Origin of the sequence: Nocardiopsis ansamitocini (assembly GCF_030268225.1) — a bacterium.
Lineage (GTDB): Bacteria > Actinomycetota > Actinomycetes > Streptosporangiales > Streptosporangiaceae > Nocardiopsis_D > Nocardiopsis_D ansamitocini.
Genome location: NZ_BSQG01000008.1, coordinates 144852 through 158254 on the forward strand (window position 1 = coordinate 144852; position 13403 = coordinate 158254).

Genomic DNA, 13403 nt, shown 5'->3' on the forward strand with positions numbered 1-13403 from the left:
CCGGCTCCCAGCAGGTGGGAGCCGCCCGGCGCCGTCTCCCCGGCCGAGGAGGCAACGACAGTGCTTTCCGTGCTTTCGCCCGTGACAGGTACGGCGGTGGGACTCGAAGAGGTCCCCGATCCGGTGTTCGCCCAAGGGATGGTCGGGCCGGGAACAGCGATCCGGCCCGAACCGGGGCTCCAGACCGCGGTCTCCCCGGTCGACGGACGGGTGGTCAAGCTGCATCCGCACGCCTTCGTCGTCGTCGGCGCGGCCGACGGGAACGGCAACGGCGGCAAGGGTGTCCTGGTCCACCTGGGCATCGACACCGTCCGGCTCGACGGCAAGGGCTTCACCGCCCTGGTCGCGGAGGGGGACGACGTCGTCGCCGGCCAGGACCTGATCCGATGGAACCCCACCGATGTCCTCGAAGGCGGATTGTCGCCGATCGTTCCGGTCATCGCCCTGGACGCGGTCGGGGACGTGGTCTCGCGCCCGGTCACCGGGGAAGTGAATCGGGGAGCACTGCTGTTTCAGTGGGCGTGAGCGAATTGATAACCGATGACACCCGACCGCGTGCCGCCCTGTTCGACCTCGACGGCACCCTGATCAACAGCGAACCCCGCAGCATGGCCGTGTGGTCCAGGCTGCTCACCGCCTACGGTGTTCCCCACGACGACCAGGTCCTGCACGGTTTCATGGGGCGGCGCGGGGTGGACGTCCTCGCCGAGCAGCCGCACCTGTTCCCCGGGCTCAGCCTCGCCGAGCTCAGGGGCGAGATCCGCCGGCACGGCGAGGCGCCCGGGCTCCCCGACGTCGAGCACCTTCCCGAATCGGTGGCGTTCCTGCGCGTCCTGCACGCCGAGGGAGTGCCGTTCGGCCTGGTCACCTCGGCGGGGCGCGACTGGGCGGAGCTCGCCCTGGAGCAGCTCGGCGTCCGCGAACTGTTCCGGGGGCTGGTCACGGCCGACGACGTCACCGAGGGCAAGCCGCACCCGCAGGGGTACCTCGACGGCGCGCGGATCCTCGGCTACGCCCCCGAGCACATCGTGGTCTTCGAGGACACCCCGGCCGGAATCCTGGCCGGCAAGAGCGCGGGAATGCGGGTCGTGGGCATCACCACGACCCACGCCCGCTCCGTACTGGGACAGGCCGACCTGGTGGTCGACCATCTCACCGAGGTCGACTGGCCGCGCCTGGCCGCCCGAACCTGACCGCCCACCCCCTGACATCCCCATCCCCTGGTGCGGCGCGGTGCGTCCGCGTCTCGCACCACGGCCCCGTCGCGGGGCCGACGACATCGAAGCGAGGTAGCACCGTGGCCGAGCGCCGGGTGAAGATCGAGTCCAAGGTCGGGCTGCACGCCCGTCCGGCGTCCCTGTTCGTCAAGGCCGCATCCGCGTTCGACGGCGACGTGCACGTCGCCAAGGGCGACGCCGCACCGGTGTCGGCCAAGAGCATCCTGGGGGTCATGAGCCTGGGGGCCAAGCACGGCGACGAGATCGTCGTCACCGCCGAGGGGGAGGGCGCCGAGGCGCTGCTGGACACCCTCGCCGAGATCGCCAACGCCGACTGACCGCACGGGCGTCCCGGTGCGCACGGTTCCCCCGCACCGGGACGCCCCGCCCGCCCGGCCCCTCCTCCCACCGACCAGTCAGGATTGCCCATGACCGATCCAGTAGCCCCCCAGGGGCCGGTGGCGCTGTCCGGCGTCGGAGTCAGCACCGGGACGGGATACGGCCCCGCCCTCCGGTTGAGCCGTGCGGCGCCCATTCCCGCCGAGGGTGAATCGCACACCGGCGACGCGGACGCGGAGACGGCCGCTGCCCGCGCGGCGCTGGAGGGGACCGCCGCCGAACTCACCGAACGCGGCGAGCGGGCCGGCCGGGAAGCGCAGGAGGTCCTGGAGGCCCAGGCCCTCATGGCCCGCGACCCGGGGCTGGCCGCCGACGTCGAACGCCGGATCGCCGGGGGCGCCTCGGCGGCCCGCGCCGTCCACGACGCCTTCGTCGGCTACCGCGCACTGCTTTCCGAGGCCGGCGCCTTCTTCGCCGCGCGCGTCGCCGACCTCGACGACGTGCGCGACCGGGTCGTCGCCACCCTCATGGGGCTCCCCGTCCCGGGCGTGCCCCACTCGGACGTGCCCTTCGTCCTGCTCGCCCACGACCTCGCCCCGGCCGACACCGCACTGCTGGACCCCGACCTGGTGCTCGCCTTCGTCACCGTGGAGGGCGGCCCCACCAGCCACACCGCCATCCTGGCCCGCTCCCTGGGGCTGCCGGCGGTCGTCGCCTGCGCCGGGTCGAACCTGATCGCCGAGCACACCCCGGTACTGGTGGACGGCGCCACCGGTGAGGTCGCGGTGCGCCCCGATCCCCAACAGGTGGAGCGCGCCAAGGCCCGTGCCGCGGTGCGCGCCGAGGCCGCCGCGCGCAGCACCGGTCCGGGGCGGACCTGTGACGGCCACCCGGTTCCGCTGCTCGCCAACATCGGCGGTCCTCAGGACCTGCCCGCTGCCCTGGAACTGGGAGCGGAAGGGGTGGGCCTGTACCGCAGCGAATTCCTCTTCCTCGACCGCGCCGACGCCCCGGCCCACGACGAGCAGGTCGCCGCCTACCGCGCCGTCCTGGAGGCGTTCCCCGGCGCGAAGGTCGTGGTGCGTACCCTGGACTCCGGCGCGGACAAGCCGCTGGCCTTCCTGCCCCCGAGGGCGCCCGAGCCCAACCCCGCACTGGGCGAACGGGGCCTGCGCATGATGCGCCGCCACCCCGAGATCCTGCGCGCCCAGCTCGCGGCCCTGGCCGACGCCCACCGCGACACCGAGGCCGACCTGCACGTGATGGCGCCGATGGTCACCGACGTCGAGGACGCCGAGTGGTTCGCCGCAGAGGCCGCCGCGGCCGGACTCGCCACCGCGGGGGTCATGGTCGAGGTCCCGGCCGCGGCCCTGCGCGCCGCCCGCCTCACGGATGCGGCCGCGTTCTTCAGTATCGGCACCAACGACCTCACCCAGTACGCCTGCGCCGCGGACCGGGAGGCGGGTTCGCTGAGCCGTTTCCAGGACTCCTGGCAGCCGGGGGTGCTGGAACTGGTGGCGATGACCGCGCGGGCCGCCCGGGAGGCGGAGCGCTCCTGCGGGGTCTGCGGCGAGGCCGCCGCCGACCCGTTCCTGGCCTGCGTCCTGGTGGGCATGGGGGTCGACAGCCTGTCGATGGGTGCCACCGCGCTGCCCCTCGTGCGCGCGGCCCTGGCCGCCTCCAGCCTCGCGCAGTGCCGGGCGGCGGCCGAGGCGGCCCTGGCCGCCCGCGGGGCCGCCGAGGCCAAGCAGGCCGCGCGGGACGCCCTGCCGGGCGTGACCGCGCTGGGGGTGTGACGCACCGGGGACCGGAGTGACCCACCGTGGCCCTGGACACCCTCCGGCCGCGCCCGGTCCGGCGCGGCAGGGGCTCGACCCGCGACTGAACCGGGTGCGCGGGCGCGACGCCCCCCCCGCGCGCCGGGCGGTGCGGCGCCCGGCTCGGGCGAACCCGGCGAACTCCCGCCGGCGGCGGGCTAGGGTGGGCGCCGAACCCCCCGATCCGCCGACCGAAAGCCACCACCATGTCCCTTCGACGTCTCCTCGCGCCGCTCTGTGCGGGGACCCTCCTGCTCACCACCGCCTGTTCCGAAGGGGGTGAGGTCGCCCCGGCGCCGCGCGCCGACCCGCCCGCGGCGTCGGACCCGGGGGAGGGCGCGGCCGAGATCCTGGCGGACATGAGCCTGGAGGAGAAGGTCGGCCAGCTGTTCGTGCCGACCCTGACCGGGACCACCCCCGAGGAGAGCGCCGAGGTGATCTCGGCCTACCACCCGGGCGGCTTCATCTACTTCCCCGACAACCTCCAGGACACCGAGCAGATCGTCGCGCTGTCCAACGGTCTCCAGGACCGCGCGGTGGACGACTCCGGGGTCCCGATGTTCCTGGGGATCGACCAGGAGCAGGGCATGGTCTCCCGGTTGCCCGTCGGCGAGCGGTTCCCCGACGCGATGGCGGTGGGTGCGACCCGCGACCCCGACGCCGCGACCTCGCTGGCCTCGGTCACCGCCGCGGAGCTGTCGGCGCTGGGCATCAACCTCGACTACGCGCCGGTGGCCGACGTCAACATCAACGCCGACAACCCCGTCATCGGCATCCGCTCCTTCGGCTCCGACCCCGCGCTGGTCAGCGAGCTCATGACCGCCGAGGCCGACGCGTTCGAGGCCGGCGGCGTGGTGCCCGTGGCCAAGCACTTCCCCGGCCACGGCGACACCGACGTGGACAGCCACACGGGCCTGCCCGTCATCGACAAGACCCGCGCGGAGTGGGAGGAGGTGGACCTCCCGCCGTTCGTGGCGGCCGTGGAGTCCGACATCGACATGATCATGATCGCCCACGTGTTCATGCCCGAGCTGGACGACTCCGGCGAGCCCGCGACCCTCTCGCCCGGGATCGTCACCGGCATCCTGCGCGAGGAGCTCGGCTACGACGGAGTGGTCAGCACCGACGCCCTCAACATGGAGGGCGTGCGCCAGACCCACGACGACGGAGAGATCGCGGTCATGGCGGTCCTCGCTGGCGCCGACCAGCTGCTGATGCCCCCGGACCTGGCCACCGCGCACGCCGCCGTCGTGTCGGCGGTCGAGGAGGGGCGCATCACCGAGGAGCGCCTGGACGAGTCGGTGCTGCGGGTGCTGCGCCTGAAGCTGCGGCGCGGCCTGTTCGACGCCGCCCCGGTCGACCCGGGGGAGGCCGCCGAGGTCGTGGGGTCCGCCGAGCACAAGGACGCCGCCCAGCAGGTGGCGGATTCCTCGGTGACGCTGCTGCGCAACGAGGGCGGCGTGCTGCCGTTGCGGGAGGGAGCGTCGGTGCGGGTGGTCGGTTCCGGCTCGGAGGAGATCGGCGCGGAACTCGAAGGCATGGGCTTCACCCTCGCGGCCTCGGCGGCCGACGCCGACGTGGCGGTGGTGGGCACCAACGGCGCGCGCGGCGACGCCGAGCAGAAGGGCCTGGTCACCCAGGCCCAGGACGCGGGCGTCCCGGTGGTCGTGGTGGCCCAGGGCAATCCGTACGACATCAGCGAGCTGCCCGGCCTGGACGGCTACCTCGCCACGTACTCGTCGGTGGACGTCTCCCGCGCTGCGGCGGCCCGCGTGATCGCCGGAGAGGTGAACCCGTCGGGTCGCCTCCCGGTGGACATCCCGGGCACGGACTTGGCGTTCGGCGACGGCCTCACCTACTAGGACGGCACAGGGGCGGCACCTCCCCACCGGCCACCCGGGCCCGGGCGGGGAGGCTGCCTCGCGGCCGCGACCAGGGGATTGCCTGTTATGCACTTTTTGTTTGCGGAGTCCGTTTCTCCACAAGTGAATGAAAAAGCGGTTACCCGCTGGTAGAGTCCCAGGTCAACAAGAGTGCTCCCCGCGTATGCGGGGATGGTCCGTTCGCGATCAGCGTCGTGTGGGCGTGGATGCGGTGCTCCCCGCGTATGCGGGGATGGTCCCAATGACAACTGCGTCGAGGTCCAAGACTGTGTGGTGCTCCCCGCGTATGCGGGGATGGTCCGCGACCATTCGTTTTCAAATACGCATCGAGGATGTGCTCCCCGCGTATGCGGGGATGGTTGTTTCGCCTCATATCCAGTGGACAGTCGCCTGCCGTGTACCTCGTCTGGGCGGTGGCCAGGTGTGGCGGTATGCCTTTGCGGTGGGTCGGGAGTGGTTCTGCTTTGGTGGGAAGTTCTCGCCTGGCGTCGTTGTAAGAGGTAGGCTCGGCCTTGGATGAATACACCGAAGGGCCCCGGTTTTCCGGGGCCCTTCGCGTTTTTCAGGGGTCTAGAGGTGGCCGGTGCGGATTGCGCCGAGCAGTGCGCACCACTCGGTGTCGCCGAATTCGATGTGGCCCAGGGGCCGGTTCTGGGTGTCGCGGACGGCTGCGCCGTTGAGTAGTCCGGCCACTTCCACACAGTCCTGGTTGGTGCTGCTGTAGCTGCTCTTGCGGAACGTCAGACCGGCAGATGAATCCACAGGTTCTCCCTACAGGTTGGCGAGCATGTCTTTCATGAGTTCGATCGACTCCGACTGGGACCGTGCGGTCACTTGGAGGTGATCGAAGACGTGTCGGTACTCGGCGATGTCGTCGTCCTCTTCGAGGAAGAGTCCGTCTGTCCGGGTTTCCAGGAACACCATCGGTGCGTCGAGTTCTTCTGGGAAGTCCATGATCACGAACGGTCCGCTCAGGCCAGGGTGCAAGCCTGCGGAGAAGGGCAGCACCTGGACGGTGATGGCGTTGTCAGGGCGTTCGGACAAGGCGATCAGGTGCTGTAGTTGTTGTTCGGCTACACCGTTGGCAACTGGGAGGCGTCGCAGGACTCCCTCGTCGATGACTGCCCAGATCGTCGGTGGGAAATCTGCGGAGAGTACGTCTTGCCTGGCCATTCGCGCGGCGACTGCTCGTTCGACGGCTTCGGGGGAGGGGCGGGTGAGTGCGGCTTGCGCCGAGGCTTGTGCGTAGTCGCGGGTCTGGAGAAGTCCGGGTACGACAAGGGGCTGGTATGTCCAGACGACGGCTGCTTCGGCTTCAAATCCTACGAAGCTGGATTCGCCGAAGACGTCTTTGAACTTTGCCCACCAGCCGCGTTCTCGGGATTGGCGGGCCAGGGTGAGTACGGCTTCTCGCTGCGCGGGGTCGGTGACTTCGTACAGGTCGAGTAGCTGCTTCAAGTTCCCCAGGTCGGGGCGCGACCATTTGTTGCCCTCCATGTGCGCCAGGCGGCCGCGTGACCATTCCAGCGCGCTTGCTGCCACTTCCAGGGTCTTGCCGGACTCGGTGCGTAGGTGCCGGAGCAGTGCGGAGAGGCGACGCCTGCGGACGGTGGGGCTGATTCTCCTGCTCAACACGGCTCCTCGTGGGGGACTGGGCCTTGATCGTAGGCCGATCTTCCCAAGTGGGCATCTTTCGGAATTCTGATATCGGATTCTGTTCGTTTGCTTGCAAACTTTAGATTCCTAAGTTAATCATAGGAGTGTATTCATTCGATGGGCCGCCTTCATCCAGCGGCCGTGCACCCCCGGGAGGGGACCCTCATGCGTTTCTTTTCCCTGCTCGCGTTGGCGAGTGTGTTGTTGGTGGCGGCGGTGATGCCCGCTCGGCGGGTGGGCCGTCACTGCGCCGGTGCCCCCGAAGCCGTGTCGGGTGTGCCCGGGGCGCAGTCCGCACCGATGCGTCAGGCGCGGGTGGTGCCGCGTATTCCGGACTATCCGCGTTTCGCTGAGGTGGCGGAGTCGCATTCGGCTCTGTGGGAGGTGACCTACCGTTACGGCGAGGCCGCGCCTTATTCCGCGCGCAACCGGGTCACCGCCCACGTGCTCGCGGTCTCCGACGTGGAGTTGTTGGATCACTGCCTGCACGTCTACGAGCCGCCCTCACCGCTGCGCGCCTACACCGCACCGCGCGTACGCGCCTACGCCCAGGCTTCGGCGCAGTGCCCGCCGGGCCGGTGAGCGCGGTGTGCATCCCCGACAGTGTTACTGCGGCCCTGGCCCGGGTGCGGTGGGACTTCCCGGCCTGGACCATCACCCACACCTCCGATACCGACCCCCAACGGATGTGGAGCGCCCACCGGCGCGCACCCCTGACCCGGGCCGAACACAGCAGCGGGCGCAAGCGTCACCTGCACGCCCCCACCCTCGACGCCCTCCTTGCCCAGCTGGGCGCCGAACAGCGGGCCCTGGACGACCACCCCTACTCCTCGGACCACTTCGGCCGGTGACCGACCGGACGTCAAGCGGGGGCCGCGCGTTCGCTCACCCCGACACGCGGCCCCTCCCACCCCTCGACCACCAGGTGTGCGCCTGCCCTCTCGCGGCGGGTGCCGGTTCTGCCCGAACGGACTCCATTCCCTCATGTCTTGCACCGACCCCACCCCCACCGGCCCCGACCCGGATACGGCGTTGGAAGGCGTCCACGGCGGCCTGTTGATGAATCGCCAGGTCGCGACCCTGTTCGGGGTGGACGCCTCCACCGTGGCCCGCTGGGCCAACAAGGGCCTCATCACCTACGTCAACACCCCAGGCGGAGCGCGCCGCTACCCCGCAGCCCAGTTCCACGACCTGCTGCGCGAAACCCCGCGCACTAGCTCTGTCAACCACACCGGCCCGCTGGGCCACGCGGACTCTCCCGGCCGGACACTCCCTGATGGGTGGTGACGTCTCCGGCGCGCTCGTCAAACACCAACGCAACCTCGCGTTGGACGAACCCCACGGCCACATCCGCGCCTTCGCACCCTCGGTCGTGCCCGCCCCCCTGCAAACCGCTACCTACGCCCGTACGGTCCTGACCGCTTCAGGGCTGTTACGGCCTGAGCATGTGGAAGAGGTCGTGGCGATCCGGATGCGCCGCCAGCGCCTATTGATCGACGCCGAACACCCCCGCACCTACGTGGTGACCGAGACGGCGCTGCGTCGTCCTATCGGTGGGGTGGAGACCATGACCGAACAACACCTGCTGCTCCTGGCGTTGGCCGAGTTGGCGCACGTCACCCTGCGTGTCCTGCCCGAGAAGCAGGACCCTCCGGTGATCTGGTCCTGCGGGTTCACCCTGACCGAGAACGCCACCACCGTGGAAGCCATCCCCTTCCCCCTGGCGTTGCCGATCACCGACACCCGCCACTACCTCGCCCACTTCCACGACCTCTTCCACGCCGCCCACCCCTACCAACTCTGAGCGGGGGAGTGGGTGTTGGTGCCTGCCCAACGCAGGTGATCGACAAGTCGCGAGAGGCAACGCGGACGGTTTCCTTCCGCAATCGCTTCCGCCTTTCCCGCGCGGTCGGATCGTCGCATCTGTTGGAGGTCTCTGTTCTGAAGCCCTGCTTGGCCGCATGTCGTGGGCGTAGTGCCTGGTAGGGGTGGGGGAGTGGTTGGTCGGACAGGGGGTGGGAGTGGTTGGATAATAGGGATGCTGGACGTCTCACCGAAGGTCTCATAATGGTAACGGCTCGCAAAGTGCCAGGTCATTAACTGTGAGCCCCACGCACGTGGGGATGGACCGGCACTTTCTCTCCCGGCACTCACTATCTTGGGGTGAGCCCCACGCACGTGGGGATGGACCGCCCGGCGTCTGCGAGTAGTACCCGGCCACGTGGTGAGCCCCACGCACGTGGGGATGGACCGGTCGCGGTGGCGGCGGTGCAGCTCGGCGTCGGGTGAGCCCCACGCACGTGGGGATGGACCGTCAAATCCTCCCGCGGCGTCCGACCATCTCAGGTGAGCCCCACGCACGTGGGGATGGACCGGGCGACGGCGGCCGCGCCGATGCAGCCGATCGGTGAGCCCCACGCACGTGGGGATGGACCGGTCTCCTGCCTCTGCTGCTCCGTCTTCTCCATGTGAGCCCCACGCACGTGGGGATGGACCGGCTGCCGAGAAGCTCGCGGACCAGTATCTCGGGGTGAGCCCCACGCACGTGGGGATGGACCGTCATGGATGTGGGCATCCGGTGCGAGCGGGTCGTGAGCCCCACGCACGTGGGGATGGACCGGCGAGTCGGAAGAATCGGTGGACGCCGCCCGCGTGAGCCCCACGCACGTGGGGATGGACCGGATGGATGCTCGGTTGATGCCTAGGGCGCCAGGTGAGCCCCACGCACGTGGGGATGGACCGGCCCGAGGGAGCCCTGAGCCCGGCCGTGGCAGGTGAGCCCCACGCACGTGGGGATGGACCGTACACGCCCGACCTGTGGGAGGCCGCGCTGGCGTGAGCCCCACGCACGTGGGGATGGACCGTACACGCCCGACCTGTGGGAGGCCGCGCTGGCGTGAGCCCCACGCACGTGGGGATGGACCGGGTTTGGACGCTGGCGACGATGACGTCTGCCCGTGAGCCCCACGCACGTGGGGATGGACCGACGTTCCATAAGCTGCTCATTGGAAAACTGAGGTGAGCCCCACGCACGTGGGGATGGACCAGATGGGTCCGTCGAAACACGCGTGGGGACAGGGAAGGGCGCAGGCGGCGCGCGGACGATCCGCAACGGTGCGTCCCGAACCCATGACGTGGGGCTGGGCAGGAGGAAACGGTCCTGTCCGGAAGAACTGGTATAACCGGGCAACCGACAATCCACGGCGATCCTCGCGAGGTACCCCTGATGCGCCCTGCCCTGCCCCTGCCCCCGGTCGACGACGACTCGCATGTGCCCGGCATGTTGCTGATCCGCACCGACCGCGACGACGACGCCTGGCGCGACGTCCTCCACCGCATGGGCGAGCTGCCCGGGCTGGTCGCCACGCGCCCCGGCGAGGAGCCCCCGGCCCCGGAACCGGGAGACATCCCCAGACTCCTGGTCGTGGTGGACGACCCCGCCTGGTGGGGTGCCACCCCCGAGGAGGTAGGCGAAGCCCTGCGCGGGGAGGACACCTGGGTCCCCGACCTGGTCTTGCTGGCCACCGACAGGACCGCTGCCACCCCGGACCTGCGCCCGTTGCGGGCGTTTCGCGTCGACGACGACAACGACGACGTCACCCTGTTCCGGATCACGCCCCTCCAGGCCGCCCTCACCTACCTGGTGCTGCACCGCCTCGACCCGGACACCACCTTCGAGTACTTCGAGGAGTGGTCCCCCATCGCCTCCGAATGGGAGCCCGAGGAGGACGAGGACCTCGACGAATGGGAAGCGGGCCTGCCCGAGCCCGTGGGCGCCTACCTGGACGGGCAGGACCCCGTCCCGCGCTACACTCCCCCGGCCCGGGCCCTGCCCCCGCTCACCCAGGAGAACGACGGCCTGATCGTGCGCACCGACTTCGGCGACGACGCCGCCTGGGCGGCGTTCCTCGCAGCCGCGTACCGTCCGGAGAACGGCGGCCCCATCGACGACTTCGACGACTACATCGACGTGGTGGACGACCCGGTGTTCGAGGGAGCCTCCCTGGAACAGGTGATGGCGGTGCTGCGCGACGCTCCGGAGGACTCCGAGCAGTTGACCGCGGACGTCGTGATGATCGCGGACGGGGTCACCATGCGCGACCCCGGCCGTCCCGTCCTGGTCGTGTCCTTGGACGAGCGGATCGGGTGCGCCTTCCGGCTGTCCCCCGACCAGGTCGGGAACCTGGTGGTCAACCTGGCGCTGGGCAACCAGGACATCGAGGACTACATGGACGACGCGACCAAGGCCAGGATCGAGGGGGAGTGACGGCCGCCGGGGCGGGCCCGCCCCGGACCCCGTTCCCCCGTCGCGCACCGGGGCCGTGACCGCCTCGCGGGCCCTTCGGGAGCCGCGCCTCCCGAAGGGCCCGCCGGTTTGGGCCCGATCCCGGCCTTCGCCCGCTCCCGGTCCCGTCAACGTCTCGATGCGTGGCCTCGGGGCGCCGGTCCGTCGAACCGCTTCGCCGAGGCCCGTGACACGGGGAGCCCACGGCCCTTCCCGACCCACAGCCGGCCCTGCCGGCAGCCCGACGGGGCCATCCCGGCCGGGCGCCCCCGCGAGGCCGGAGGCGTCCGGGCGAATCCCTTGGACGCCTGCGCCGCCGTTGTCCACCTGCGGCCACCTTCTCCCCATCTTTTGGGATGCCCGGGCGCGGTCCCGGTGCTGCGATTGGGGTCACGTCCCTGAGGGTCCGGTGCGCGATCCGCACGGCCGTGACAGGGCACCACTACCAATGGGGGAGAGCGTGGCGGGCAGGGCGGAGAAGAAACTGATCCTTCTTGACGTGCCCGATCTTCCCGAAGAGCACTACCAGGAGTTCAGGGATCTCCACGGGTCGATCAAGGAGGTCCCGGTGAACCAGAACCACTGGACGACCGAGCGCGGTCGTTACAAGGTCACGTTCGCGTTCTCCGGCATCAGGGAGACCTGGGGCGGGGTGGGCGACCTGGACGTCTACCGCCCGTCGGCCTGGGTGCACGGTCCCCGGTAGGCGGTCCCGTCGAACGCGCGCTTCCGGGGGCCGGGGCACGCGCCCCGGCGGCCCCCGTGCGGGGCGTGTGCTCCTTCGGCCGCCGCCGGTGTCCGGGCCCGATGCCCGCGCCCGGTCACGGCATCGGGCCGGTTCCCCTAGTGGTCGTGGTCGTGACCGTCGTCGTGGGAGTGCCCCTCGTCCTCCGCGTGGTCGTGCTCCTCCTCGTGCCCGTCGTCGTGGCCGGGCGACTCCAGGGCGGCCAGGCCCACCACGGCGAGGTCGCGCGGAACGAAGTCGAGCACCTTGTTGCGCTCCACCGCCAGGCCCTCGCCCGAGACCGCCACCTCCACCAGCTCGCGGGTGGTGGGGTTGACCAGGTAGACGTAGTTCTCGCCCGCCACGACCACGGCGCGCCCGCCGTCCTCGCTGTCGGTGCGGAACTCGTCGGTGGCCTGCACGCTCGCACCCAGTTCCTTGGACTCGGGGTCCACCGTGTGCAGGGTCCCGTCGGTGGTCAGCACCAGGCCGGTGCCCCAGTACGGGTCCCAGGCGATCGAGGCCACGGTGCCCGGCACCTCGACCCGGGTCATCGAGTCGTCATGGGTGTCGATCAGCACGACCGCCCCGTCGGAGTAGTTGCCGAGGACGACCTCCTCCCCGGCGCGGCCACGGATCGTGCCGACCTTGGCGTCCTCGGTGTCGTCGGGGTTGGCGATCTTCGTGGTCGCCCACTTCCCGCCGTCGTTGTGGACCTTCAGCACGCCGTCGGCGCAGCCGAACAGCACCGTGTCGTCGTCGGGGGTGAACTCGCCGTGCAGGCCGGGGCACTCCTCGAACGTCTCCTCGACTGTGCCGTCCTCGGTGAGCACCTGCACGCCGACCCGTTCGCCGTCGGCGTCGCCGAGGCTCGTGACGAGGTCGTGGCCCAGCGGCACCGAGACGCCGTGGTGGGGGTCGCCCGCCTCGACCTTCGCCTCGGCCGCCAGTTTCGCGGGGGCCTCCTCCCCGTCCAGGTGGACGAGGGAGACGCCGGCGTCGCCGTCCGCGAAGATCGCGGCGTGGTCGTCGTGCGTCACCACGTGGGAGGGGGTGGGGACGTCGATGGAGCCCTCCACGATGGCGGGCTCCACGTGCTTGGGGTCGCTGTGCTCGCCGTGCGCCTCGTAGCGGATGCCGGCGTCCAGGAGCTGGACGGTGTCGTCGTCGCCCTGGACCAGGAACGCCAGTCCGCCGTCGGTGGTGACCGTGGCGAACCGGGCCGGTCCGGTGGCCTCCACGGTCCCGGCGGTCGCACCGGTGTTGACGTCCAGGACCGTCACGGCCCCGCTGCCGGCGTCCGAGAGCAGCAGCCGGGGCAGCACCGCGCCGTGCGAACCGGTGCGCTCCTCCCACGAGGCGTCGACGGCCGGGGTCGCAGCGGATTCTTCGGGGGTCTCGTCCGGTCCGGCACCGCACGCGCTTGCCATCAGCGCGAGGGGGAGCAGGGGGACGACAAGCGCCGATCTGCGCATGTCACTC

The 13403-nt window shown here is 70.7% G+C and carries 14 protein-coding genes and 1 CRISPR repeat array; of the genes, 11 read left to right on the forward strand and 3 right to left on the reverse strand.

The window, feature by feature from the left end:
* The first annotated feature begins 60 nt into the window (after window positions 1-60).
* From QSJ59_RS19845 to QSJ59_RS19865, 5 genes are all read left to right on the forward strand, one after another.
* Entirely contained in the window at window positions 61-525 is a 465-nt protein-coding gene (locus QSJ59_RS19845; protein ID WP_285761214.1) for a PTS sugar transporter subunit IIA, read from the forward strand.
* A complete protein-coding gene (locus QSJ59_RS19850; protein ID WP_285761215.1) occupies window positions 522-1193 on the forward strand; it encodes an HAD family hydrolase in 672 nt (223 codons plus the stop codon). Before QSJ59_RS19845 ends, QSJ59_RS19850 begins: the two co-directional genes overlap by 4 nt.
* A 104-nt stretch (window positions 1194-1297) precedes the next feature.
* Window positions 1298-1555, forward strand: a complete 258-nt coding sequence (locus QSJ59_RS19855; protein WP_285761216.1) for an HPr family phosphocarrier protein — start codon at window positions 1298-1300, stop codon at window positions 1553-1555.
* Between the two features lie 90 nt (window positions 1556-1645).
* A complete protein-coding gene (gene ptsP, locus QSJ59_RS19860) occupies window positions 1646-3352 on the forward strand; it encodes a phosphoenolpyruvate--protein phosphotransferase (protein ID WP_285761217.1) in 1707 nt (568 codons plus the stop codon).
* Window positions 3353-3579: 227 nt separating this feature from the next.
* A complete protein-coding gene (locus QSJ59_RS19865) occupies window positions 3580-5235 on the forward strand; it encodes a glycoside hydrolase family 3 protein (protein WP_285761218.1) in 1656 nt (551 codons plus the stop codon).
* Window positions 5236-5826: 591 nt separating this feature from the next.
* Here QSJ59_RS19865 and QSJ59_RS19870 read toward each other — a convergent pair.
* Window positions 5827-6018 carry a DUF397 domain-containing protein gene (locus QSJ59_RS19870; protein ID WP_285761219.1) on the reverse strand — a complete coding sequence of 64 codons (192 nt, stop codon included), beginning with the start codon at window positions 6016-6018 and terminating at the stop codon, window positions 5827-5829.
* Between the two features lie 9 nt (window positions 6019-6027).
* Window positions 6028-6891 (reverse strand): helix-turn-helix domain-containing protein, encoded by an 864-nt coding sequence (locus QSJ59_RS19875; RefSeq protein ID WP_349497223.1) that lies wholly within the window; start codon window positions 6889-6891, stop codon window positions 6028-6030.
* Between the two features lie 186 nt (window positions 6892-7077).
* Between QSJ59_RS19875 and QSJ59_RS19880 the strand changes: the two genes are divergently transcribed.
* The 6 genes from QSJ59_RS19880 (at window position 7078) to QSJ59_RS19905 (ending at window position 11903) form a co-directional block, all read left to right on the forward strand.
* Window positions 7078-7494: a hypothetical protein gene (locus QSJ59_RS19880; protein WP_285761221.1), complete on the forward strand. Its 417-nt coding sequence runs from the start codon at window positions 7078-7080 to the stop codon at window positions 7492-7494.
* Entirely contained in the window at window positions 7476-7763 is a 288-nt protein-coding gene (locus QSJ59_RS19885; protein WP_285761222.1) for a hypothetical protein, read from the forward strand. The genes QSJ59_RS19880 and QSJ59_RS19885 overlap by 19 nt, the downstream gene beginning before the upstream one ends.
* Window positions 7764-7896: 133 nt before the next feature.
* Entirely contained in the window at window positions 7897-8199 is a 303-nt protein-coding gene (locus QSJ59_RS19890) for a helix-turn-helix domain-containing protein (protein WP_349497224.1), read from the forward strand.
* The gene (locus tag QSJ59_RS19895; RefSeq protein WP_285761223.1) at window positions 8189-8716 is read left to right on the forward strand and encodes a Scr1 family TA system antitoxin-like transcriptional regulator; all 528 of its coding nucleotides are present in this window, start codon (window positions 8189-8191) and stop codon (window positions 8714-8716) included. The genes QSJ59_RS19890 and QSJ59_RS19895 overlap by 11 nt, the downstream gene beginning before the upstream one ends.
* 298 nt (window positions 8717-9014) lie before the next feature.
* Window positions 9015-9959: a CRISPR direct-repeat array (repeat unit 29 nt; unit sequence GTGAGCCCCACGCACGTGGGGATGGACCG).
* 179 nt (window positions 9960-10138) lie between these two features.
* Entirely contained in the window at window positions 10139-11179 is a 1041-nt protein-coding gene (locus tag QSJ59_RS19900; protein ID WP_285761224.1) for a DUF6924 domain-containing protein, read from the forward strand.
* A 478-nt stretch (window positions 11180-11657) separates the two neighbouring features.
* On the forward strand, window positions 11658-11903 hold the full coding sequence (locus tag QSJ59_RS19905) for a hypothetical protein (protein WP_285761225.1): 246 nt from the start codon (window positions 11658-11660) through the stop codon (window positions 11901-11903).
* Between the two features lie 137 nt (window positions 11904-12040).
* Here QSJ59_RS19905 and QSJ59_RS19910 read toward each other — a convergent pair whose 3' ends face one another.
* Entirely contained in the window at window positions 12041-13396 is a 1356-nt protein-coding gene (locus tag QSJ59_RS19910; RefSeq protein ID WP_285761226.1) for a hypothetical protein, read from the reverse strand.
* Window positions 13397-13403: the final 7 nt, after the last annotated feature.